Source organism: Actinoplanes cyaneus, assembly GCF_016862095.1.
In the GTDB taxonomy this organism is placed as follows: Bacteria; Actinomycetota; Actinomycetes; order Mycobacteriales; family Micromonosporaceae; genus Actinoplanes; species Actinoplanes cyaneus.
In genome coordinates, this window is record NZ_BOMH01000066.1 from 76443 (window position 1) to 100098 (window position 23656).

Annotated in this window: 22 protein-coding genes; 13 read left to right on the top strand and 9 right to left on the bottom strand. The window is 70.3% G+C overall.

Features of this window, described 5'->3' with window-relative positions; genetic code table 11:
* Nucleotides 1-145: 145 nt before the first annotated feature.
* Nucleotides 146-484 (bottom strand): YnfA family protein, encoded by a 339-nt coding sequence (locus tag Acy02nite_RS37820; protein WP_203752562.1) that lies wholly within the window; start codon nt 482-484, stop codon nt 146-148.
* Here Acy02nite_RS37820 and sigK point away from each other — a divergent pair.
* The 3 genes from sigK (at nt 480) to Acy02nite_RS37835 (ending at nt 3497) form a co-directional block, all read left to right on the top strand.
* Complete coding sequence (sigK, locus tag Acy02nite_RS37825) at nt 480-1151, top strand: ECF RNA polymerase sigma factor SigK (RefSeq protein WP_425548175.1); 672 nt, start codon at nt 480-482, stop codon at nt 1149-1151. The two genes, Acy02nite_RS37820 and sigK, sit on opposite strands and share 5 nt — an antisense overlap.
* Nucleotides 1148-1846: an anti-sigma factor gene (locus Acy02nite_RS37830; protein ID WP_203752568.1), complete on the top strand. Its 699-nt coding sequence runs from the start codon at nt 1148-1150 to the stop codon at nt 1844-1846. The genes sigK and Acy02nite_RS37830 overlap by 4 nt, the downstream gene beginning before the upstream one ends.
* Before the next feature lie 196 nt (nt 1847-2042).
* Nucleotides 2043-3497 carry a serine/threonine-protein kinase gene (locus Acy02nite_RS37835; protein ID WP_239175561.1) on the top strand — a complete coding sequence of 485 codons (1455 nt, stop codon included), beginning with the start codon at nt 2043-2045 and terminating at the stop codon, nt 3495-3497.
* A 47-nt stretch (nt 3498-3544) separates the two neighbouring features.
* Here Acy02nite_RS37835 and Acy02nite_RS37840 read toward each other — a convergent pair whose 3' ends face one another.
* Entirely contained in the window at nt 3545-3808 is a 264-nt protein-coding gene (locus Acy02nite_RS37840; protein WP_203752574.1) for a hypothetical protein, read from the bottom strand.
* Nucleotides 3809-3932: 124 nt separating this feature from the next.
* Between Acy02nite_RS37840 and Acy02nite_RS37845 the strand changes: the two genes are divergently transcribed.
* Nucleotides 3933-4640: a sulfotransferase-like domain-containing protein gene (locus Acy02nite_RS37845; protein WP_203752577.1), complete on the top strand. Its 708-nt coding sequence runs from the start codon at nt 3933-3935 to the stop codon at nt 4638-4640.
* Here Acy02nite_RS37845 and Acy02nite_RS37850 read toward each other — a convergent pair.
* Entirely contained in the window at nt 4617-5534 is a 918-nt protein-coding gene (locus Acy02nite_RS37850; protein WP_203752580.1) for an aminotransferase class IV, read from the bottom strand. The two genes, Acy02nite_RS37845 and Acy02nite_RS37850, sit on opposite strands and share 24 nt — an antisense overlap.
* Between Acy02nite_RS37850 and Acy02nite_RS37855 the strand changes: the two genes are divergently transcribed.
* The 4 genes from Acy02nite_RS37855 (at nt 5533) to Acy02nite_RS37870 (ending at nt 8016) form a co-directional block, all read left to right on the top strand.
* On the top strand, nt 5533-5727 hold the full coding sequence (locus tag Acy02nite_RS37855) for a hypothetical protein (RefSeq protein WP_203752583.1): 195 nt from the start codon (nt 5533-5535) through the stop codon (nt 5725-5727). The two genes, Acy02nite_RS37850 and Acy02nite_RS37855, sit on opposite strands and share 2 nt — an antisense overlap.
* Entirely contained in the window at nt 5724-5825 is a 102-nt protein-coding gene (locus tag Acy02nite_RS37860) for an AAC(3) family N-acetyltransferase (protein ID WP_239175562.1), read from the top strand. The genes Acy02nite_RS37855 and Acy02nite_RS37860 overlap by 4 nt, the downstream gene beginning before the upstream one ends.
* Before the next feature lie 62 nt (nt 5826-5887).
* The gene (locus tag Acy02nite_RS37865) at nt 5888-7402 is read left to right on the top strand and encodes a Dyp-type peroxidase (protein ID WP_203752586.1); all 1515 of its coding nucleotides are present in this window, start codon (nt 5888-5890) and stop codon (nt 7400-7402) included.
* An 11-nt stretch (nt 7403-7413) separates the two neighbouring features.
* Nucleotides 7414-8016: a hypothetical protein gene (locus Acy02nite_RS37870; RefSeq protein WP_203752589.1), complete on the top strand. Its 603-nt coding sequence runs from the start codon at nt 7414-7416 to the stop codon at nt 8014-8016.
* Nucleotides 8017-8068: 52 nt separating this feature from the next.
* On the opposite strand, the gene Acy02nite_RS37875 is transcribed toward Acy02nite_RS37870, so the two are convergent.
* On the bottom strand, nt 8069-8677 hold the full coding sequence (locus Acy02nite_RS37875; protein WP_203752591.1) for a hypothetical protein: 609 nt from the start codon (nt 8675-8677) through the stop codon (nt 8069-8071).
* Between the two features lie 84 nt (nt 8678-8761).
* Between Acy02nite_RS37875 and Acy02nite_RS37880 the strand changes: the two genes are divergently transcribed.
* Complete coding sequence (locus tag Acy02nite_RS37880) at nt 8762-12760, top strand: tetratricopeptide repeat protein (RefSeq protein WP_203752593.1); 3999 nt, start codon at nt 8762-8764, stop codon at nt 12758-12760.
* 5 nt (nt 12761-12765) lie between these two features.
* Here the strand turns inward: Acy02nite_RS37880 and Acy02nite_RS37885 are convergent, their stop codons facing one another.
* The 4 genes from Acy02nite_RS37885 to Acy02nite_RS37900 all read right to left on the bottom strand — a co-directional run bounded on the left by Acy02nite_RS37885 (nt 12766) and on the right by Acy02nite_RS37900 (nt 17359).
* Nucleotides 12766-14160, bottom strand: coding sequence for a Dyp-type peroxidase (locus Acy02nite_RS37885; RefSeq protein WP_203752595.1), 1395 nt, complete (start codon nt 14158-14160; stop codon nt 12766-12768).
* Between the two features lie 117 nt (nt 14161-14277).
* Entirely contained in the window at nt 14278-14994 is a 717-nt protein-coding gene (locus Acy02nite_RS37890) for an ABC transporter permease (RefSeq protein WP_239175563.1), read from the bottom strand.
* Entirely contained in the window at nt 14991-16454 is a 1464-nt protein-coding gene (locus tag Acy02nite_RS37895) for a DUF1349 domain-containing protein (protein ID WP_203752597.1), read from the bottom strand. Before Acy02nite_RS37895 ends, Acy02nite_RS37890 begins: the two co-directional genes overlap by 4 nt.
* Complete coding sequence (locus Acy02nite_RS37900; protein ID WP_203752598.1) at nt 16451-17359, bottom strand: ATP-binding cassette domain-containing protein; 909 nt, start codon at nt 17357-17359, stop codon at nt 16451-16453. The genes Acy02nite_RS37895 and Acy02nite_RS37900 overlap by 4 nt, the downstream gene beginning before the upstream one ends.
* A gap of 86 nt (nt 17360-17445) precedes the next feature.
* On the opposite strand from Acy02nite_RS37900, the gene Acy02nite_RS37905 reads away from it, so the two are divergent.
* Together Acy02nite_RS37905 and Acy02nite_RS37910 are read left to right on the top strand one after the other, a co-directional pair.
* Complete coding sequence (locus Acy02nite_RS37905; RefSeq protein WP_203752599.1) at nt 17446-18108, top strand: response regulator transcription factor; 663 nt, start codon at nt 17446-17448, stop codon at nt 18106-18108.
* Nucleotides 18105-19217, top strand: coding sequence for a sensor histidine kinase (locus Acy02nite_RS37910; protein WP_203752600.1), 1113 nt, complete (start codon nt 18105-18107; stop codon nt 19215-19217). Before Acy02nite_RS37905 ends, Acy02nite_RS37910 begins: the two co-directional genes overlap by 4 nt.
* A gap of 226 nt (nt 19218-19443) precedes the next feature.
* Here Acy02nite_RS37910 and Acy02nite_RS37915 read toward each other — a convergent pair whose 3' ends face one another.
* Nucleotides 19444-20052, bottom strand: a complete 609-nt coding sequence (locus Acy02nite_RS37915) for a TetR/AcrR family transcriptional regulator (RefSeq protein ID WP_203752601.1) — start codon at nt 20050-20052, stop codon at nt 19444-19446.
* 342 nt (nt 20053-20394) lie between these two features.
* Between Acy02nite_RS37915 and Acy02nite_RS37920 the strand changes: the two genes are divergently transcribed.
* Entirely contained in the window at nt 20395-22317 is a 1923-nt protein-coding gene (locus Acy02nite_RS37920; RefSeq protein ID WP_203752602.1) for a vWA domain-containing protein, read from the top strand.
* Nucleotides 22314-23648, top strand: a complete 1335-nt coding sequence (locus Acy02nite_RS37925) for an extracellular solute-binding protein (RefSeq protein ID WP_203752604.1) — start codon at nt 22314-22316, stop codon at nt 23646-23648. Before Acy02nite_RS37920 ends, Acy02nite_RS37925 begins: the two co-directional genes overlap by 4 nt.
* Nucleotides 23649-23656 lie beyond the last annotated feature (8 nt).

Consider the following 23656-nt stretch of genomic DNA (forward strand, 5'->3'; position numbering starts at 1 on the left):
GGCGGAAACCGCACCGGTCCAGGTAGAAGTGCTCCAGGTGCGGCTCGAAGTCGACGTGCCGCCACCGCCGGGTCACCGCCGAATGCCCGGGCGTGCAGGGCGCTGAGGACGCGGTCGTCGACCGGGAACCGCGGGCCGAGTCGCATCAGGCGGCGCTCCTGGGTGCGTACATGATGATGGCGACACCGGCCAGGCAGATGCCGGCGCCGATCAGATCCCAGCGGTCCGGGCGGAACCTGTCCACCAGCACTCCCCAGGCGAGCGAGCCGGCCACGAAGACTCCGCCGTACGCGGCGAGGATGCGCCCGAAGTTCGCCTCCGGCTGCAGGGTGGCGACGAAACCGTACGCGCCGAGCGCGATCACGCCGGCGGCGACCCACCACAGCCCGCGGTTCTCCCGCCAGCCCTGCCAGATCAGCCACGCCCCGCCGATCTCGGCGAGAGCAGCGAGAACGAAGAGCAGCAGGGAGCGTACGACGATCACGCGCCCGAACCTACCGTCCGCCCGCCCGGGTCGTCCCACGGCATCGGTCCGCAGGACCCCTCGGACGCCTGCGGAAACGTATCCTGAGGCGGCCCCGACGAGACGGAGAGCCATGGCAGACGACACCGGCGTGCTGCTGGAAGCGGTCGCCAAGGGCGACGAGAAGGCTTTCGGCCGGCTCTACGACCTGGTCGCGCCGCGCGTGTTCGGCCTGATCCGGCGCGTCCTGCGGGACCCGTCGCAGTCCGAGGAGGTCGCGCAGGAGGTGCTGGTGGAGATCTGGCGCTCGGCGGCCCGCTTCGACCCGTCCCGCGGCACACCGACCGGCTGGATCCTCACGATCGCCCACCGCCGCGCCGTCGACCGGGTCCGCGCCGAGCAGGCCGCGGCCGACCGGACCCGCAGTGTCGGCGCGGCGTCGCTGGACACGCCGTACGACACCGTCGCCGACGAGGTCACCGGCCGCCTCGAACGCGAACAGGTGCGCGACTGCCTCGACGGGCTCACCGAGCTGCAACGGCAGGCGGTGACGCTCGCGTACTACCGGGGTCACACGTACCCGCAGGTGTCCAAGCTGCTCAACGTGCCGCTGCCGACCGTCAAGACCCGGATGCGCGACGGCCTGATCCGCCTGCGGGACTGCCTCGACGTGGAGGTCACGGCGTGAACGCGGACATCCACTCGCTCGTCGGCGCGTACGCGCTGGACGCCCTCGACGACCTCGAACGCGCCGCCTTCGACCGGCACCTGCGCGAGTGCGAGCCCTGCCGGATCGAGGCCGATGAACTGCGCGAAACGGCGGGCCGGCTCGCCGCCGACTCCTGGTCGGCGCCGCCGCCCGCCCTGCGCGACGACGTCCTGGCCGCCGTCGCCGGGACCCGCCAGCTCGGCCCCGCCGCGGAGCAGCGCGCCGCGAAGCCGCCACGCCGGCTGCGGTGGGTCGCCGCGGCCGCCGTCGTTCTCGCGGCCGTCGGCGCGGGCACAGTTGTCTATGCCATTCAGGATCAGCGCGTACGGCGTGAGCGGGTGCTCGCCGCGATCCTCACCGCCCCGGACGTCATCTGGCACGAGGAGGCCCTGCTCGGCGGCGGTCGCGTCCGGGTCGCCACGTCCGCCAGCCGCGACGCCGGGGTGATCCTGCTGAACGCGGCGAAGGCGCCCGAGGCCGGCAAGGTCTACCAGCTGTGGACGATCCGCGGGGGTGTGCCGGCGTCGGCGGGGGCGCTGGGCGAAGGGCAGGCCGTGTCGACCCAGGTCGTCGAGGAACTGCCGACGGCGAGCGCGGTGGGGGTCACCGTGGAGCGGGCGCCCGCGGCGACGACGCCGACGGCGCCGCTGGAGGCTCAGGTCACGCTCGGCTGAGCCGGATCCGCAGGGGCGCGCCAGGCTCGGCTGGGCCGGACCCGCAGGGGCGCCCCCCGATGCGATTGTCCCAAGGCTTTCGATGATCATGTCGGTGGCCTGTGGACGAACGACTTCTGTGGAAAACCCATCCGCACCCACCACCGCTCCGAACCCCCTGCGCAGACGAGGAGTTCGGGGGTGCGGGATGGGCGGCGTGGACAACACCGACGATCGGGTGGGCGGCCGGTACCGGCTGCTGGAGGTGGTCGGCACGGGCGGGATGGGTCAGGTCTGGCGCGCCGAGGACGACCTGCTCCTGCGGACCGTCGCGGTCAAGGAGATCACCGTGCCGTCCACCGCGCTGCTGGTGGCGGAGGCGATGCGGGAGGCACGGGCGGCGGCCCGGCTGGACCATCCGGGCGTGGTGAAGATCTTCGACGTGGTGTGGCGGCGGGGACGCTGCTGGATCGTGATGGAGTACGTCGAGTCCCGATCGCTGCAGCGGGTCGTGCGGGAGGGCGGGCCGTTGCCGTACCGCGAAGTCGCCCGGATCGGCCTGGCCGTGCTCGCCGCCCTGCGCACCGCGCACGCCGCCGGAGTCCTGCACCGGGACGTGAAGCCGGACAACGTGCTGCTCGCTGACGACGGCCGGGTCGTGCTGACCGATTTCGGACTGGCCACCGTGAGCGGCGCCGAGGACGGACCGGATCCGCGGCTCGGCTCGCCGAGTTTCATCGCGCCGGAGCGCCTGGAATCGGATGATGCCGGCGTCGCGTCGGACCTGTGGTCGTTCGGGGCGATGCTGTACGCCGCGGTGGAGGGCCGCCCGCCGTTCGCCCGCGGTGACGCGGCGACCTCGTTGCGGGCGCTGCTCGAGGACCCGCCGGACGCCCCGAAGCTGGCCGGGCCCCTGACGCCGATCATCCTGGCGCTGCTCGACAAGGATCCGGCCCGCCGCCCGTCCGCCGCGCAGATCGAGCCCCGGCTGAGCGCGGCCCTGCGGCCTCGCCGTCGCTCCCGGCTGGTCCTGGCGTCGCTCGCCGTCGTCGCTCTCGTCGCCGCCGTGATCGTCGTCGGTCACGATCCCGGCCAGAAACCACAGCGGATCTCCCCGGCCGCGATGCGGCCGGCGGTGTCGGCGACAGCCCGGGTCCCGGGCGGCACCGAACCGTTGATGGCCGTCGCGACAAGTCCCTGCGGCGCCCCGGGGAATGTCGTGGCCGCCGCGACCACCGGGGCCCCCGCGGACCTTGCGCCGGGCTGGATCTGGTTCCGCGACCCGACCGGTTTTGCCCTGTCCCTGCCGCGGGGCTGGCGCCGCTCCCCCGAGGACACCGACTCGCGGGGCGACAGCGGCGTCTGCTTCAGCGACCCGACCGGACACCAGGCTCTCACGGTACGCAGCGTCACCACGGAGGCCGCCGCCCCGTACTGGCGGAAGCAGGAGGCCGCCCGTCCCCTGACCGGCTACCGTCGCATCGCCCTGGACGCCGAGTGGGAGTATCTCTGGAACCCGGCGCCGGCCACGATCCGTCACGAACGCCGCGCCCTGATCCCCGCCGTCCGCAACCGCTCCTATCTGCTGCGCTGGCGGGTGGCGGATCCCGAGTGGTCGTCGACGGTCACCATCCAGCGTGGGCTCTTCGACCGGTTCCGATCAGAAGCCTGACGCGGGCACGGCGACCTGCGCAACGCGCTGCAGCCGGGCCGGCCCGATCACACCTCGTCGCCCGGCACGGACATCGGATGCCGCCGGTCGTCGCGGGCGGCGAGGCCCTCGACGGCGCGCCGGTACTGCTCGGGGCTGATCTCGCGGCGCATCAGGTGGGCGACGAGCACGCCCTCCAGACTGTCCGGTGAGGGCCGCACGGGCTCGGCGACCGACTCGGCCTGGCGGGCCGCCCGCGCTGACGACGGCCACACCGCCCACACCCCGACGGCGAGCGCGGCCAGCCACAACAGGATCACGATCGCCATCATCGCCGCGCCCTCCTTCGCCAGAGCCTCCTGTACCCGGTTCCCGCCCATTCTCACGCCGCGACGCCGCTACGGACAGAGGCCGAGGTGACCGATCACGGAAACACATCGGTGCAACCATGGTCGGATGACGATCAGGGTGGCGATGTGGTCGGGGCCGCGGAACATCTCGACGGCGATGATGCGCAGCTTCGGCGAGCGCGCGGACACCGTGGTGGTCGACGAGCCGCTCTACGCGCACTACCTCGACGTGACCGGGATCGACCATCCCGGTCGGGACGCGATCCTGGCGAGTCAGCCCCGGCGGTGGCAGGACGTGGCGGCCGCGCTGACCGGTCCGCTGCCCGGCGACCCGGCCGTGCAGTACCAGAAGCACATGACGCACCACCTGCTGCCGGGGATCGGGCGTGACTGGCTGCGCGGCCTAACGCACGCGTTCCTGATCCGGGATCCGGCGCACGTGGTCGCCTCCTACGCGCGCGTGCGCGGCGAGCCGACCCTGGAGGATCTGGGCTTCCCGCAGCAGGCGGAGATCTTCGCGGCGTACGGCGGGCCGGTCGTCGACGCGGCGGACGTGCTGCGTGACCCGGCCGGGACACTGGGCCGGCTCTGCGCGGCTCTCGGCATCGCCTTCGATCCGGCGATGCTCACCTGGGCGCCGGGTCCGCGACCGGCCGACGGGGTGTGGGCGCCTTTCTGGTACGACGCGGTGAACGCGTCCCGCGGTTTCGCCCCCTACGATCCACGGCCGGCCGCCGTGCCGGACCGCCTCGCGCACCTGGTCGAGGCGGCCCGTCCGTACTACGCCGAGCTAGCCGGGCACCGTCTCGTCTGAGATCCGGACCCCGTTGGCCGCCGCGTGCTCCTGGTAGCGCTTGGCGATCCGCCGCGTCAGCTCCCCCACCTGACCGGTCCCGATCATCCGGCCGTCGATCGTGGTGACCGCGGCGATCTCGCCCATCGTGCCGGTGCAGAACACCTCGTCGGCGGTGTACATCTCGGTGAGCGACACGTCCCGCACGGCCGCCGGGATGCCGTCGGCCGCGGCCAGCTCCAGCACCGTCTGCCGGGTGATCCCTTCCGGGCAGGCAGCCGTCGTCGGCGTCACCAGAGCACCGCCGGCGACGGCGAACAGATGCGTCGCGTTGGTCTCCGCGACGAAGCCGCGCCCGTCGAGCATCAACGCGTCGTCGGCGCCCGCCACGTTCGCCTCGATCTTGGCGAGGATCGAGTTCAGCAGGTTGTTGTGGTGGATCTTCGGGTCGAGCACGTCCGGGCCCGGGCGGCGCACGCTCGCCGTGACCAGCGTGAGCCCGGCAGTGTCGTAGACCGGTGGCTTGTGCTCCGCCAGCACGATCAGAGTCGGACCCTCGGTGTTCAGTCGCGGATCCATGCCGCTGGTCACCTTGCGGCCACGGGTGAGGGTCAGCCGGACGTGCACCCCGTCGTACATCCGATTGGCCCGCAAAGTCTCTTTGACTGCCTCGATGATGGCGTCGTCGGACGGGATGACGCCGAAGCCGAGGGCGGTCGCCGAGCGGCGCAGGCGGGCCAGATGCGCGCCGAGCCCGAAGATCGCGCCGCGGTAGAGGCGCAGCCCCTCCCAGACCCCGTCGCCGCCCTGGACCACCGAGTCGAAGGGCGAGATGCCCGGCTCGTCCCGGTGCAGGAGCCGGCCGTTCACCCAATAGCGCAGGTCGGCATTGCGCTCGTCGTATCGCTGGAGCATGTCTAAGTTCTATCCGGTGATCGACACTCATGGCACGCCCTCGCAGGAGTTCCCGCACACCGTCACGTCACTCTCCGACGATCTGCGCACGCTCGGGCTCGCCGCCGGAGACACCGTCCTGGTGCACTCCTCGGTCAGCGACACCTCCGACTCGGGCGGCTCGGCGCGGACTACGAGGCCACCGGCGCCGTGACCACGGGCCGGGTCGGCAACGCCACAGCGCGCCTGATGTCCCAGCCGCACCTCGTCGACTTCGCCACCGCATGGATCGCCACTCATCGAACGGGGTAGATATGCCGACCCGGCCCGCCTACGATCCACATCGGACTCTCAGCACCCGCGGGGAGGTTTTCATGACGGACGGACGGCGTGCGCTCGCCGAACAGGTGGCCGGTGATCATGCCCGGGGCGCGTTCTCCCGCCGCGAGGCGATCCGCAGACTGGGCGTCATCGGACTCACCGGCGCCGCGGCGACCGGTCTCACCGACGTGCTGACCCCCGCTCCGGCGGCAGCCCAGGCGGGCACCACCGCCGCGCCGAAGCTCGACGACGAGTCGGAAATCCAGGGCAACATCCTGCGAGCCTTCGGCGGGCAGCACCACGCCTACCTCTTCGTGTCCTTCGGCAACAATCGGGCCCAGGCACGCACCTGGCTCACCACCGCCGCCGGCCGCGTCGACACCACCGCGGACGTGGCGGCAGCGCGAACCTCCGGGGCCGCGATGATGGGTCTCGGACTCACCGCGACCGGCCTCGTCACGCTGCACCCCGAGGTGGCCGCGGACCTCGTGCCGTACGAGGCGTTCTGGCTCGGCCCGCTCGGCAACCGGCTCGACGACGCCGGCCGCCTCACCACCACGCCGACACTGCTCGGCGACGTCGGCGCGGCCCACCCCGCGAAGTGGGTCGTCGGCGGGCCCGGTCGCGCGCCGGTCGACGCGCTGCTCACCCTCGCCGCCGACGACGAGACGACGCTCGAGCAGCGCGTACAGAGGGAACGTCAGGCGCTCACCGGCGCCGGGCTCACCGTCCTGCACGAGCAGCGGGGCGCTGTGGTCCGCACCGCGAGCGGGCAGCGGGCCGAGCACTTCGGCTTCGCCGACGGCATCGCGCAGCCCACCGTCCGCGGCGCCCACGGCACACCGGAGGACATCGCGCCGGGCGAGTTCCTGCTCGGCTTCACCGGGGAACGGCGGCCGATGAATCTCGGACATCGCCCGGCCACCGCGGCGTGGATGTGGGGCGGCTCGTTCCAGGTGTTCCGCCGGTTGCGGCAGGACGTGGCCGGCTGGTGGGCGAAGATGAACCAGCTCCGCGAGAACGGTCAGACCGCCGAGGACGTCGCCGCCCGCGCGATGGGACGCAAACTCGACGGGACGCCCCTGGGCCTGGACTTCGACAAAGACCCCGAAGGCAAGACCACTCCGCTGTACGCCCATGTCCGCAAGATGAATCCACGCGACGACACGGTGTTCCGGGACCGCAGCCACCGAATCCTGCGGCGCGGGATCCCATACGGGCCGGCGATGGACCGGTCCGCGCCGGACTCGCAGGACCGCGGGATGCTGTTCAACGCGTACATGGCCAGCATCGAGGACCAGTTCGAGTTCCTGCAGCGACGCTGGGCCAACGATCCGTCCGTCGCCTCGTCGACACTCACCAAGTCCGGGAAGAAGGCCGGACCGGACGGCTTCGACCCGGTCATCGGCGATGATCCTGCGGTGGCCGCGAAGCGCTTCGGGGCGGATGCCGTCAAGAAGGTGCCGTCGGCGGCGTTCGGCGGGTTCGTGACCACCACCGGGTCGGTCTACGCGTTCACGCCGACGCGGGCCGCCCTCCGCCTGCTGTCCACCGACTCGAGCCTGTAGGGAGAGCAGCGATGACTGGTGTCGGTGTGAGTGACGCGTTCTTCGAGTTGGAGGGCGCCTGTGTGCATTCGATTCGCTTCATCTTCGCGGCGCAGGTCGACTATCCGTACGCCGCAGCCCGCCTGGCCGATGACAACCCGCCGGAGTCGCTGTTCCGCCGGGTGCAGGCCGCCTCGGCGCCACCGGCCCGGAGCGGGAAACCCTGGCAGACCGGGCTGACACTGAACGGCGCGGCGTTCGACCCGTCGGCTCCGCTCGACCACTACAACGACGTGAACTTCGTGACTGGGATCGACAACCTCGACGCGCCGTCGCCGGAGACAATTGTCCTGGATCACTGGTTCGAGATCCCGCGAGCTCCCCGGACCGTAGCCTGGTCCTGGGACGAGCCGCGACGGTACCTGCTCTCGTTCCCGTACTGGCAGCCCATCAGCGGCCCCGGCGACACCGCCTCGCAGAACGTCGACTACTCGGCGGTGCTCCGGCTCAACTGGACGAAGCCGCCGGCGTCCTCCTGGGTCGCGGTCAGCTTCGACGCCTTCTGGCCGAGCGAGCGCGACAGCGCCGAAGTGCTCATCCCGTTGCACGCCTGCGACAGCCTCTGCCCCCGCTGACCCCGGCAAATGAAGCCGCCGCCCGAGATCCGGGCGGCGGCTCCGTCGCTTCTCAGCTGCTCGAAGGGCAGTGCTCGTCGCACTCCCCGAGCGGAATCAGCAGGTCCGCGCTGTCCCGCTCCGGCGGCCAGAACGCATCAAAGCTGACCGCGATCCAGTCGTCGGCCGGCGGGCGGTCGAAGTCCAGCCGGTACGTCGCGTAGTACTGCAGCTCTTTCGTCACGCTCTGCTCGCCCGCCGGAACCGGGTTCCAGTACTGCACGGCAAGCACATAACGATCATCACCCGAGCTGGAGAACTCCATCGTCGCCTGTTGCCCTGGGATACTGATCCATCGGTCGAGTACGATCCTCTCCGGATCAGGCAGGTCCAGTGAGGGCGTACCCTCAGTGATCTGCACCTCCGCGAGGCGGCGGGGAAGCTCGCTCGGCTCGAACGGCTTGTCCTCCACGGTCAAACCGTTCTGCCAGGCCTCGCCGTCGCGGGTCGGCGGCGGGGAAACGACCTGCAGCCGTCGATACAGCGCCGGAGCTGGATTGGTCGTCGACAGGTCGACCTTGGCATATGGGCGGTCGAGAGGAGCCCCCACCGCGAACCGGAGGGCGTGGTTGCACGCACCGATCAACTCGAAGGCCGCCTCGCTGGCCGCGATACCAGTCATTTCTCCGCATCCCCCAGGCTGAACTGCAAACTCACCGACGACCGGATGATCCGACGTCAAGACCGAAGGGTGGCCATACCGGGCATGGCCGATGATCCCTCCCGTCCCAGCGCCCAGTCCGCGGATCATTTGACCGCGACCTGGCGGTCTTACCTGCCAGAGCATGCCATCGATCTACTCAGGACCGTTGAAACTGTCGGCAATCCGCCGATGATCCAAGACGATGACGCGGTAGTCCTCTTCGCCGATGTCGCCGGGTTCACTGCCATGGCCGAAAGTCTCGCGGGGTCCGGCAGTTATGGCACCGAACGCCTTACCTCGGTGATCAATCGCTGGTTCGCACTCACAGCTGAGGCCATCACGGATGCTGGCGGTAGCGTCGTGGACTTCGCCGGCGACGCCCTGGTCGGTATGTTCCGGTATTCGACCGACTCGGCGGCTGCAGTAGCCCGGCGGGCGATCCACTGCGCGGAACTCATTCGGCAAGCGACTTCATCGGTCGCTCCCGTTCCTACCCCGAACGGCCGACGAGCCCTCGAGATCCGCGTCGGCTTGGCGGCCGGCCCACTGCGTCTGATGATCCTTGGGGACCCTGCCATCCGGCTGCAGCATCTGGTCGCAGGACCCGCGCTGGATCGTTCGGTGCAAGCTCTGCATCGGGCGGACCGCGGGGAGATCGTCGTTGATGACGTGCTGTTGGAGATGGCCGAGGCGCAAGTGCACCCCTTGTTGGTGGCGCCGCAGTCCCCGGTCGCCGATCTGGAGAAACTGCTCACGCCATTCCTGCATCCCGCGATCCGGGCGCGGCTGCGGTCGGGGCGGAATGAGTTGGTCAACGAGCACCGAAAAGTGAGTACCGCTTTCGTCCGTCTCCCCGACCTGTCCTTGGACGACCATCGGACGACCGACGCACTACAGCGCTTTCTTGCTGCCGGCGTGGGTGTGATAAGTCGGTATGGCGGTCACCTTCGTCACCTGATGGCAGACGACAAGGGCATCGTGCTGGTGGCTGTCTTCGGCACACCGGTCAGCCACGAAGACGACGAAGAGCGGGCAATCCGCTGCTGCCTCGAACTACTTGCGTTGCAGGGCGGGCCCTACCGCGGCGGCGTGACCACCGGCCAGGTCTTCTGCGGCGAGGTAGGGTCGGACATCCGCCGGGAGTACGCGGTGGTAGGCGACAGCGTGAATCTCGCTGCGCGTCTCATGCAAGCAGCGCCGCCCGGGCACCTTCTCATCGATCAGAACACGTACAATCGAGTACGCGACGTCGTACTCGACGTGCGTCCAGCAGCCGTCAGCGCCAAAGGTAAGGCAAGCCCTGTACCGGTATGGATAGTGCACGAGGCACGAGAGATCGGGCCGGCTCCTGAATCGATACCTGATCAGGGCCCGCTGGTCGGCCGCACGGCGGAGATGCGACTTCTGAAAGCGTTCGCACAGCACGTACAGTCCGGCCGTGGGCAACTGGTATGGCTGCACGGTGAAGCCGGCATCGGAAAAACCCGGCTTGCCGACGAGGCATGCCGAATCGCCCGGGAGCTTGGATTCGCTCAATTCATCGGCGGTGCCCGATCCCAAGGCCGCAGCACCAGCTACCTCCTCTGGCGTCCGATCTGGCGAGAGCTACTCAGAATAGACAGAGACGCTTCCATCGAGGCGCAACTGTCATCGCTCACTGAGCGAGTCGCCGCTTATGACGGTTCAGGCCAGCGAACGCCGCTTCTCGCCGCCCTGGTCAACCTGCCAATGCCCGATACTGAGCTGACGGCACAACTCGAGCCCGCCGGACGCGAGGAATTACTCCGTTCCACGCTGCTCGCGTGTCTACGCGACCATGCATCGGCTGGGCCTTTGATCCTGCGCTTGGAGGACTGTCACTGGATTGACCCCGCTTCATCAGCGTTGCTGGAGTATCTCGTTCAGAACATCGCGGACCTACCAGTGCTGGTCGTAGCGACCTCACGGGAGCCGATGCCCGTCCGATTGACCAGCCGATCGCATCTCGTCGATCTGCGGCTGGATCAGATGACCCGCGAAGACGCCGAACAACTCGCCTCCCTTCGCTTCCGTGAACGCTACGGTCAGGCAAGTCAGGTTGCCCCCGAGGTCCTGCGGCAGATTTCCGAGCAGGCCGGCGGAAACGCTTTCTACATCGAAGAACTCGTCAGCTACCTGCACGGCCGGGGAGTCGACCCGGGAGACCCTCGCGCCCTCGCCACGTTGCGAGTACCCGACAGCCTTCAGCGGTTGGTCATGGCTCGCATCGACGAACTCAGTGACGACGAGAAGGCAACCATCAAGGTCGCCAGCGTGATCGGGCGGCGTTTCCAGCCGCCGTGGATCACGTCGGCATATCCGGCTGCCGGAACGATCAAGCAGGTAGCCGACCACTTAGATCGCCTACAGGCCCTGGACCTGACTCTGCGAGTGCCAGGCGAGGCTGAGGTGGAGTACGAGTTCAAGCATCCGGTCACGCAAGATGCCGCATACCAGAGCATCACCTACGACACGCGGGCTGCTCTACATGAACGCATCGGACAATTCATCGAGCAAGTCTATTCCGACCGGCTTCCTCAGTATGTCGATGTACTGGCACATCACTACGCACGGACGGAACGCAGCGACAAGCAGCGGGTGTGGTATCGAGCCGCCGGAGATCGCGCCAAGATGATCTTCGCCAACGAAACCGCGACTTATTACTACGGATTGCTACTCCCACTACTGCCAGCGGCAGAAGGCGCGGAACTTCACGTCGAGATCGGCGCTGTCAACCAGCACACCGGGCAGTGGACTGAGGCTGAAGATCACTACCGACAGGCGATGCAACTTGCACGAGCGAATGATCGTCTCGACGTTTTGGCCAGCGCCCAACGGCAGCTCGGAGATCTTCTAACATACACCCGTTCCGATGATGAACCAGTCACCTGGCTGCAACGGGCTCTAACCCAATTCGAGCGACTCAACGACGTCCAAGGCCAGTGCCGGACCATGGACCGAATCACTTTTGCTCTCTATCGCCAAGGATCGTACACGGAGGCTTTCGAGATGGCTCAGCGCCATCTTTCGATGGCTACCGAAATCGGCGATCTTGCCGCGAGAAGCGCGGCTCTCGGGCACATCGGGTTGGTGTATCTGAATACGGGACACCCGGACAGCGCGCAGGAGTACCTACGGAAGGCTTTGGCCACGGCGGAGGAAGCTGGCGACAGGCAAAGTACGCTGATTCTGGCAGTCAACCTAGGCCTGGCTCTGATGCGCAGCGCAGACCATGCCCAGTCGATTGCTTCTTACAGATATGCACTGGAGGTAGCGCGCGAAATCGGAGCCGGGCACAATGCCACCATCGCCGTCGGGAACATGGGAGAAATCTATCGCTACGAGGGTGATTTCGAGCGGGCACGGACCTGCGCGCTCCACGCACTCAGAGTTGGTGCCGAGTTAGGCGACCTCCTGATGGTGGCAGACCAATTTTCGAATCTCGGCGCGATCGCCGAGGCCAAAGACAATACTGCGGAGGCCCAGCACCTATTCGAACGGGCGATCGAGTTGGCGCGTCAACTCAACGCTCCCTACTATCTTTGCGATTGGCTACACCGCCTGGCTCGCCTACACCTGGAAACGAATCAGCCAACGGAGGCCGACAGGCTCAATGCCGAGGCATTGAAGATCGCTGAGGAACAGGAACAACGAGACGTCCAAGTCAGTGCATCGCTCTTGTCGATCCGGCTACGAGTCCGTGACAATTCCTTGGATCGGCACACAGCCATCAAATCTCTGCGCCAGGCCATGCAGGAGTGGAACGAGCCCCACGAGGTTGCTGCCCTTTTGGACGCGGTGCGCGAACTCGATCCAGGCGACGAGGAGGCCCGGATCACGGCCGCCGAGATCTACCGCACCCTGTATGAACGTGCCCCGAGTATCGAATACCGCCGCGCATACCATCGCCTGACCGGCAAGCTACTTCCTCTTGGGCCACCATTGCCGGAGCTCCCCGACTGGATCGCCGCGGAGGGCGGTGCCGACTTGGAGAACCTGCTTCAGCGGATTGACCGCTCGGCGCAGAAGCCCCGAGCGGTCTGAGACCGTCAGCCGCCGACGATGGTGTTGCCGGCGAGGAGGTGGAGGGTGCGGAGGGACGGGGCGAAGGCGTACACCGCGCCGGTCGTGGTGACGAAGCCGCCGAAGCCGGCGGCCGGGATGGCCTGGACCACGTCGGGGGCCAGGGTTTCGGAGGCGATCTGTGAGCTCGCGCCGAGGACCGGGTCGAGGCCGTCGACGCCGGGCGCCGAGCGGCCGTACGCGGCGAGGGTGGAGGCGGGGAAACCGGGGTTGGTCGCCCACCGGCGCTGCACGTATTCGAACTGGTCTTCGATGCTGGCCATGTAGGCGTTGAACAGCAGGCCGCGTTCCTGCCCGTCGTCGGCCTGGCCGCGGGGCAGGGGCGAGCCGAACGGGATGCCGCGGCGCAGCATCTTGTGGCCGCGGTCGCGGAAGACGCCGTCCTCGCGCGGGTTGACCTTGCGGATGTGCGCGTACCGCGGGGTGCGGGTGCCGTCGTCGTCGCCGTGGTACGTGAACGCGTTCAGCTCGTTGTCGGGTGCGGACGCGGCGAGCGGGCGTCCGTCGAGGTGCCGGCCGAGCGCTCGGGCGGCGGCGTCGTCAGGGTTGTCGTCGAGCGTCGCCATGTGGTCCCACCAGCCGGCCACGTTCTGCCGGAGCCGGCGGAACACCTGGAAGGAGCCGTGCCGCATCCACGGCGCCGGGGTCGGGCGCGGCGTCCAGGACGGCGGCCGCCGCTCCCCCGGGTAGCCGAGGACGAACTCGCCGGCGGCGATGACCGCGGCGCCGGGCCGGACGGTGTCGGGGAAGCCGCGGACGCCGGGCTGCGAGATGCCGTCGGCGAAGCCGAAGTGTTCGATGCGTTTGCCGCCGTCGTTGCGCAGCACGTCGCCCCACTGGACGAGCAGGACTTCGAGGCCGTGCCGGGCGGCCTCGCGGACCTCGCTCTCGACCGCGTCCTGAAGCGTGTCCGCCTCGTGTGCGGCGACGGTGAGCAGCGCGTCGACCGGACGGCCGGGGCCGCCGATCACCCACTGTGACGGGTCGCCGGGGCCGAGGTCGCCGAGCAGCGCGGGCGCGGTGGTGACCGCGCCGTCGTCGTCGAGGCGGGTGCCGAGTGGTCCCTGCCAGAACGCGGCGTGGCCGACCAGGTCGCCGGAGACCTCGGGGTGCAGCAGGGCCAGGCCGGACGCGGTGAAGCCGACGTTCAGCAGGGCGAGCCGCGGCGTGTCGCCCGGCGCGGGACGGACCTGGGGAACGTCGTCGTGGCCGCTGGCGCGGGTGGCGGCGCCGGTCAGCCAGGTGCGCGCGCCGCCCCGGTCGCTGCGGAACGACAGGAAGAGAAATGCCTGGTGGTCGCCCCGGAACGGCCGCAGGACGTTGCCCTGGATCTGGGATGTGTCGGACAGCGGGGATGCCATCGTCGGAACGTCTCCTGCTTCGGGTCGATGGATCAGCTTTGATTGCGTTGGACAATCCACCGTGGAACTCGATCCGGCATCCCTCCTGTCAAGAATCCGATCAAGAACATCCCGGCGTCACGCGTCCCGCCGCTGGAGGGTGATCGCGCCCGCGAGCAGCGCGGCGAGGGTCCACAGCGCCAGGACGCCGAGACCCTTCCACGGGCCGATCAGCGGGTCCGCCTCGGTGGACTGGACGGCCAGGCCCGCGCTGACCGGCGCATACTTCACCAGGCGGTCGTGCCAGACCGGGTCGGTGACCACGGTGACGATGATCGGGACGGAGTAGAGCAGGGCGAGGACCGTGCCGATGGCCGCCGCCGGGTTGCGCACCGCGGTGGCCAGACCCAGGCTGAGCAGGGCGATCAGCACGAGGTAGAGCACCGTGCCCACGGCCGGGCGCAGCGTGGCGTGATAGGCCGGGAGCAGTGTCTCCCCGATGGCGACCGAGCCGGCCACCGCCACGGTTGCGGCGACCGTCACCCCGGCGGCGACCACCAGCGCCTTGCCGATCAGGACCAGGAACCGCCGTGGCACGGCCGCCAGGGTCACCCCGATCATGCCGGTGCTGTACTCGTTGCCGATCACCAGCACCGCGAGGATCGCCACGATCGCCTGCCCGAGCTGGACGCCGGTCAGGGCGACATCCGCCCCGCAGGTGGCGCCGGAGCAGGCGGCGGCCACGATCCCGCTCAGCCCGGCCGTGCCCGCGATGACCATCACGAGCAGGCCGGACGTGCCGGGTGAGGTGAGCGCTTTCGTCCACTCGGCGTGCAGCGCCCGCCGCATGCTCATACGTCCCTCCGGCGTAGGAGCAGCGCTGCGGCGCCGAGGATCACGACGGTCCAGCCGATCAGGACCGCGAGACCGGCCCACGGCGCGAGCGGGAAGTAGCCGGCGGAGGGCGCATACACGTCGTCGACCTGTGGGTACTGCTTGACGGCCTGTTGCAGGGCGAACGCGGCCGCTGGGGTGAAGGTCAGCAGTCGGCGGGCGGCCTCGACCGGCAGCACGATCACGGCCAGCAGGTAGGGCAGGACGATGACCACGATCGCGACGGTCACGGCGGTGACGCTGCGCTTCAGCAGGGCGCCGAGGCCGAGGGCGAGCACCGCGGAGACCGCCAGCAGCGCGCCCGTCCCGGCGACGATCCGCACCTGGGTCGTGGCGGAGCTCTGCAGGAGGGCGACTCCGTTGGCGCGCAGGATCCGCTGACCGAAAACGACCACGATGGCCGAGGCCACGACGCCGATGCCGAACGTGGCCCCGCCGATCACCGCCGCCTTCGCGGCGAGCACCCGCAGACGGCGTGGAGCGGCGGCGAACGTGGTGCGGATCAGGCCGCGCCGATACTCCGTGCTCATGGCGACGGCGCCGAGCACAACCACGGCGATCAGGCCCGTGAACGTCCCGACCAGGGTCTGCGTCACCGACACGCCGGCCCCCGCCGGCCCGACGTCGCCGGAGCCGGCCACCCGGAACCCCGCACCCTGCTGTTGCGGGTCGGGCAGCTCGGTCCAGTCCGGTCTGCCGCCGATCCAGTCGGTGTGCCAGGCCGCGCCCGTCCAGCCGTCGCCCGTGGTGAGCTGCTCGAACGCGCCGGTCGCCTGGGTCGGCCCGCCCTGCGAGCCGTTGAGCAGCCCCTGGTGCATCTCCGAGGTGTACTCCGGGGCGGTGACGAACAGGCCCACCTCGGTCGTGGCCGGCAACCCGGCGAGCCGCGTGGCGCCGATCTCCGTCCACGTGACGCCGTCGGTGGAGGAGGCGGTCGTGACGATCTCCCCCGTACGGGAAAGGCGAAGCCATTGCGGCCCGAAGCCGGACGGACCGGCCTTGTCGTGGGTGTAGTCCCACTGCATGCGCACCCCGTGTGAGCCGGTGAGCAGCACGGACGCGTAGGCCGACCCGGGTGTCAGTCCAGATTTGATCATGAGACCGGCCTTGGCCCACGGCGCGAGCCCGGGTCGCTCGGCGCCCGGACCGTCGAAGATCGACCCGGTCAGCGAGGTCACCCGGACGGAGACGCTGCCGTCGCCGGCCAGCGGTTGGTGCACGAAGGTGAAACGGTCCTTCACCTGCTCGCCACCGGGCCCGATCGTGGGCGTGCAGGCCGAGGCCGGCCCGTGTTTCCCGCAGGACCCGGACATGCCCGGCGCCAGGCCGAACAGAAGGATCAGCCCGGCCGCGGCGGCCAGACCGAGAACCCAGCCGCGCACGCTGCGGAACTTCGTCCACTCGGCATGCAGGATGCTCATCGCGGATCCTCCGCCCGGTAGTCGACGGCGTCGCGGGTGAGTTCCAGATAGGCGTCCTCGAGGGTGGCCCGGTGGGCCGCGAGCTCGGAGAACGCCACGTGGTGCCGCTGCAGCACGCCGGCGATCGCCTCGGCCGGCAGGCCGGCGATCGAGAGGCCGCCGTCACCCGTGGGCACGACCGCCGCGCCGGCTGCGGCAAGGATCTCCGGCGCCTCCGGCGCTTGCGTGCGTACGGTGATCCGGCCGCCGGATGCCGAGCGGAGCAGCTCGGCGACGGTCGCGTCGGCGATGACCCGGCCGCGTCCGATCACGATCACGTGGTCGGCGGTGCCCTGCAACTCACCCATGAGGTGGCTGGAGACGAGCACCGCGCGGCCCTGACCGGCGAGGGATCGCAGGAAGCCCCGCATCCAGATGATCCCTTCCGGGTCCATCCCGTTGAACGGCTCGTCCAGCATCAGCGCGGGCGGATCGCCGAGCAGCGCCGCCGCGATGCCGAGCCGCTGCCGCATGCCCAGCGAGAAACCGCCGGCGCGGCGACGGGCCACGCCACCGAGACCGGTCTGCTCCAGGACCTCGTCGACGCGGCGCGCGCCGAGGCCCTGCGAATGGGCCAGCCACAGCAGATGGTTGCGTGCCGTCCGGCTGGGCTGCAGTGCACCGGCGTCGAGCAGCGAACCCAGGTGCCGCATCGGATCGGTCAGCTCGCGATACCTCTTACCCTCCACGAGGGCCTCGCCGGAGTCGGCCGCGTCGAGGCCGAGGATGACGCGCATGGTGGTGGACTTGCCGGCGCCGTTCGGCCCGACGAAGCCGGTGACCTGGCCGGCCCGCACGTCGAAGGTCATGCCGTCCAGCGCGACGGCGCCGCCGTACCGCTTTCGCACTCCGCTCACGGAAATCATGGCTGGAGTTCTACGCGGCGGCCGGTGTCAGCCGGGTATCGACGGCTGACACCTGTTTGACACCGGCGGGCTGGCATCGTGGTGGCATGCGAGTTTTGGTGGTCGAGGACTACGCGCTGCTGACCCGGACGATCGGGAAGGGGCTGCGTCAGGAGGGCATGGCCGTCGACCTGGCCTTCGACGGCGACGAGGCCCTCGATCGGCTGGCCGTGAACAGGTATGAGGTGGTGGTGCTCGACCGCGACCTGCCGGGCACCCACGGCGACGAGGTCTGCCGGCAGATCGTCGCCCACCATCAGACCAGCCGTGTGTTGATGCTGACCGCGTCCGGAAGTCTGCAGGACCGGATCGAGGGCCTGGGTCTGGGCGCCGACGACTACCTGCCGAAACCGTTCGAGTTCGCCGAGCTGGTGGCGCGGATCCGGGCGCTCGCCCGACGCCCGACGACGCTGGTGCCACCGGTGCTGCGCTCCGGCGACCTGACGGTCGACAGCGGGCTGCGGGTCGCGGTCCGGGGCGGGCGCCGGCTCGATCTGAGCCCGAAGGAGTTCGGTGTTCTGGAGTGCCTTCTCGCGGCGGGCACGCGGCCGGTCCCCGCGGAGGAACTGCTGGAGAGGGTGTGGGACGAGGCCGCGAACCCGTTCACCACGACGGTGAAGTCGACCGTCAAGCGGCTGCGGGCCAAGCTGGGCGAGCCGCCGATCGTGCAGACGGTGCGCGAGGGCGGCTATCGGATCGGCACGCCATGAGGCTGCGGACGCGGCTGATGCTGCTCTACTCGGTGCCGTTCTTCGTGGTGGGGTCGCTGCTGGTGACCGTGCCCCTGCTCGGGGCACGGCAGTCGGCGCCGGTCGGCAGCGGGCCCGATCCCCATCCGATGCCGGAGATCACGGCGTTCCCGGTCGGCGCCTGGGTGCTCGCGCTGGCCGGGTTGGTGCTGGTCTCGGCCGGGCTGGGCTGGGCGGTGTCGGGGCGGTTCCTGCGTCCACTGCGGATGATGACCGAGACCGCGCAGGACATCTCGGCGAACAACCTGCACCGTCGGCTGGGCGTCCCCGGGCGCCGCCGGGACGAGTTGGCCGAGCTGGCGGCGACGCTGGATCAGCTGTTCGCGCGGCTGGAGGCGTCGTTCACCTCGCAGCGGCACTTCGTGACGAACGCGTCGCACGAGTTGCGCACGCCGCTGACCGCGGAGAAGACGCTGCTGCAGGTCGCGCTGGCCGACCCGGAGGCCTCCGTGGAGTCACTGCGCGAGGCGTGCCGCCAGGTGCTCGCGCTCAGCGATGCGCAGGAGCGGCTGATCGCGGCCCTGTTCACCCTCGCCAACGGCCAGCAGGGTGTCGAGCGGCCCACCGATCTGGACCTGGCAGCGATCGCCGGGTCGGTTCTCGCCGGTCGCTCCGCCGGCGGGCTGACCGTGAAGACCGCGCTGGCGGCGTCCCCGGTGCGGGGCGATCCGCACCTGGTGGAGAGCCTGATCGCCAACCTGGTGGAGAACGCGCTGGTGCACAACGTGCCCGGGGGCTGGGTCGAGGTGGTCACCGAGCCGTTCGACCCCAGCCTGGTCAGCCCGGGCGTCTACGCCGTGAGCAAGCGGTCCGCCGGCGGCCGGCTCGACGGGCGGATCGTCGTGCGCAACACCGGTCCGGTTGTCCCGCCGGATGAGGTGGAGCGGCTGTTCGAGCCGTTCCAGCGGATGCGGGGCACGCGGTTGCACGGCGAGGGGCACGGGCTCGGGCTGGCCATCGTGCAGGCGATCGCGGACGTCCACGGCGCCCGGGTGGACGCGTGGACCCGGCCCGAGGGCGGGCTCGACATCACGGTCACGTTCCCGGCCGATGCGTTCCCGCCGGGTTGACCATGACCGGTCAGACAACCACGGCGGGACGGCGAGGCCGGCGGACGGCGGGGTGCGCGGGGCCAGCGGGTCCAGCCAGGGCGGCGGGCCAGCAGGGTCGGCGGCGGGGTCGACGCGGCGATCGGGGCCGATGGGCGGCGGAGCCGGCGGGATCGGCGCGGCCATCGGGGCCAGCGGGTCGGCGGGCAACGGTCGGCGGGGCCGGGGCCGGGGCCGAGCCGGCGGGTCAGGGGGTGTGTTCGGCTCGGATGAGGGCGTGAGCGGCGGCGACGGCGCGGCCGGCGGTGGCATCGATCGACAGGGCGCCACGGTTGAAGAAGCCGTCGGTGAACAGCGAGGTGTAACCGTGCGCGACCGCGATGATTGCCTCCACCAGGGCGACCGCCTGCTGGTAGGAGGGCACGTCGACGGCGAACGCGAGATCCAGCACGGTTTCCATCAGGGCGCGGGTGTGCTCGCGTCGTTCGTCGTCGGGCACGGCGTACAACTCCTGGGCGTAGATCACGTGCAGGCCGGCGCCGGTGCTCACGACGTACCGGAAATAGGCTCCCGCCACCGACGCCAGCCGGGCGCACGGATCGTCGCCGGCCGCGTCGGCAGCCGTGAGGATCGCGGCGCGAAGATCCCGGGCGGCGGCCGCCGACACCGCGGAGAGCAGGTGGTCACGGTCGGGGAAATGGCGGTAGGGAGCCGCGGAGCTGACACCCGCCCGGCGGGCGACCGCGGCCACCGAGAACCGGCGCAGCCCGACCTCGGCGAGCTGCTCGAAACTGGCCGTGATCAGGGCTGCCCGCAGGTCACCATGGTGGTAACCCCGGTCTCGCGACTCGCCCATGCCGACCCCTCACTCCCGTGTAAGTTGGCTCTTACATTACCAAGTGAGAGGCCTCTTACATCAAATCGGGAGGCATGACGATCCGGCTGCGCCGTCAGGTCAGGCCACCGTAGCGGCAACCCCTCGGGCAGGCACGGCCGGACCGCCGTGGGAGATATCGAGCGGCATGACGATCTGGCTGCGCCGTCAGCTCCGGGCACGGTAGCGGCGACCCCTCGGGCAGGCACGACCGGACCGTCCTGGCAGATATCGATGAGTTTGGCGCTCCCCCCTAGACTGACCGTGCGGTCGGGGCACGGCGGCCCCGTGCACCACCCGCATCCCGGTGGAGGCGGATGTCGATTGCCTGAGCAGACGGGGCGGCCCGGCGACAAGCAGCGCCTGCACGCCATCGCGGCCGGCGTCGTGGCCCTGGTGGTCGCCGGCATCGCCCAATACGCACTTCAGCGCGCCGACAACACGGCGCTGCTGCTGGTCTCCGCGATGGTGCTGGCCGCGGTCAGCCTCTGGTCGCTCGCCTTCCTCGCCTCCATCTCGTGGCTGGTCGAGGGATGTGTCGCGCTGATCAGCAGGATGTCGAGGCGGGCCAGGATCCTGGTGGCGTCGGGCATGGCCGTCGTCCTGCTCGCCGGCGCGGCGGTGACCTTCTTCCGAATGTCCGGCGACGATTCCTGCCCGCAAGCGCTGGAGCTGCGCATCCTCGCCTCGCCCGACGGCTTGGAGACGACCGGTGAGCTGGCCCGGGCGTACGCCAGGGTCACCGCCCGCGACAACGACGGCTGCCCCGCGGTGTATCCGTACGTGTTCGCCGCGGCCACCTCCGCGGTCAGCGGCGCCCTCGCCCGCAGGTGGTCCGACGCGAACGAGGAACGCCCGCTCGAGCAGCTCGGCCCGCGCCCGGACATCTGGCTGCCCGATTCGATGCTCGACGTGCGTCAGGTGCGGGACATCGTCGTCAAGGGCACCCTGCCGTCACCGCTGCGGCAGGTCACGTCGATCGCGTCGTCGCCGATCGTGCTGGCCGGCACGGATGTGGCAGTGGTGCCGCACACCGACGCCGATTCGCTGCCGAAGCTGGTGTCGGCCCTGCTGGCGCGGGGCGTGCCCGGCCCTTCGCTGTCGGCGGCCGATCCGGTCGCGTCGACCGCCGGCCTGCTGGCCGCCGATGTCTACCTGCGCGACGCCGACGGCGAGATGGTCGCGCCGGACGAGGCGCGCCGGCGGGAGCAGATCGTCTCCGACTCGGCGAGTTCGGTGTCCGACGAGGTCGGTCTGCTGTGCGGGTTCCAGCGGGAGCAGAAGGCGCCGGCGGCGGTGCTCGTCAGCCTGCGGTCGTGGCAGCGGTTCGTGGCGGGCCGGGCGCTGGGCGGTGGCTGCCCGGCCGCCGTCGCGCCGCTGGCGGACCTGCCGGATCCGGTGGTGGTCGCTTCCGCGCCGGCGCTCGATCAGCCTTTCGTCCAGTTCACCTGGACCGGGGCCCGGCAGAGCCGGGAGGTCGAGCGGTTCCGTGATTGGCTGCGCAGTGCGGACGGCGGCGCGGCGCTGCGCGAGGCGGGTCTCCGCCAGCCTCTGGCCGCCTGCTCCGAGTTGGACCTCAACGCGTGTCTGCCGGACGAGCCGCGCAAGACGCTGAGTCTGTACGAGCAGGCGAAACGCCCCGGCCGAGTGCTTCTCGCGGTGGACACGTCGGGGTCGATGGGCCAGCCGGTGGGTTCGGCGGCCACCAGCCGGTTCACGGTGGCGGCCCGGGGTGTTGGCGAGGCGCTCGGGCAGCTGGGCCCGAAGGACGAGTTCGGGTTGTGGGCGTTCCCGATCAGCGGGGGCCGTAAGTCGTACGAGCTGGTCGGTGTCGCGACCGGGTCGGCGCGGCACCGCACCGCTGTCGTCGACGCGTTGCGGGCGGTCAAGCCGAGCGGGTCGACGCCGCTCTACGCCACTGTCGTCGCCGGTCTGGGCGCCCTGTCCGGGGGTGCCGACGAGCAGCGGGTCCAGGCTCTGGTGGTGCTGACCGACGGCGAGGACACCAGCACCGAGCCGGGTCTTCCCGCCGCGCTGGAGCAGGCCCGTCGCGCGGCCGGCGCGAATGTCCGGCTGTACGTGATCGCCACCGGTGAGGCCCGGTGCGACGGGCCCGGCGGGCAGGCCGGGCCGGGGCCGCTGTATCAGCTGGCCCAGGCGGGGCGCGGCCAGTGCCTGTCGGCCGGGCTGGAGGAGGTTCCCGAAACCATGGCTCAGCTCTTCGAGACCCTGTGGAGCGGACGTTGACAGAGACCGGAAGCCCGCGCAAAGAGCCGGCCCGCGCCCGCGCGTGGTGGCCGCGACGGTCACCGTGGCGTTCGCTCGCCTGGTTCACCACCGGGGTGCTCATCATGGTCGCCGCCACGAGCGCCCGCGAGCGGTTCGACCGGCCGGACAGCGCCGCGCCGCAGGCCGGTCCCGCCGAGCTGGTGATCTATTCCGGGGTCGACGAGAGCACCGGCGGGCAGCGGGAGAAGCTGATCGAGGAGTGGAACAACCTGCACCCGGAGACCCCGGCGCGGCTGGTGAGCCTGTCCCGCAGCGCGGACGCGCAGCACAGCGAGATGAGGGCGACGGCGCAGTCGGACACCCCGGACGCCGACATCTACAACCTGGACACCACGTGGACGGCGGCGTTCGCCTCGGCCGGTTTCATCCTTCCGATGGCGCCGACGACGGACACCAAGGGTTTCCTGGCCGCGCCGCTGGCGACCTGCAGGTTCAGCGGCAAGCTGTGGGCGTTGCCGTTCAACACCGACGCGGGCCTGCTCTACTACCGCACGGAGTTGCCGGCCAGCGCCCTGCCGTCGGCGTTGCCGCCGGACGCGAACGACGTCCGGGCGCTCAGCGGCGCGGTGCCCGGCATCGAGGCGGGGTTCGTCACGCCGCTGGACACCTACGAGGGGCTGACCGTCAGCGCGCTGGAGGCCATCTGGGCCGAGGGCGGTGACGTGTACGACGCGAAGAACGACCTGGTCGTGATCGACAGCGAGCGGACGCGTGCCGCGCTGCGCAAGCTCGCCCAGTCGATGCGGCAGGTCGACGGGGTCCTGCCGGCCGTGCATCCGCAGGCGTTGCGGTTGCGGGAGGACACCAGCCGGGAGGCGTTCCGGACCGGCAAGGTCGCGTTGATGCGCAACTGGCCGGTGGCGTACAGCCAGCTGCGGGCTGGCGATCAAGCCATGAAGGATTTCGGCGTACGGACGTTGCCCGGTCCCAGCGTCCTGGGCGGGCAGAACCTCGCCGTGGCCAGCAGCACCGACAACCCCGCCGCCGCTCAGGCGCTGATCACGTTCCTGACCAGCGAGGAGAGTGAGCTCCGGCTGTTCCGCGACGGCGGGCTGGCCGCCACCCGCACGGCGGCCTACACGAACCCGTCGGTCCTGGCCCGCCAGCCCTACGCCCCGATCCTGAAGGAGGCGCTGGACAACGCGAGACCACGGCCGGAGACCACCCACTACGAGCTGTTCAGCAGCACCTTCCAGGAGATCGTCACGCAGGCGCTCGGCAACGGGGGCAGCCTGCCCGACGATGCCGTGGCCCGCCTGACCAAGGCGTTGCAGGGACGCCTCGACTGAGCACCCGG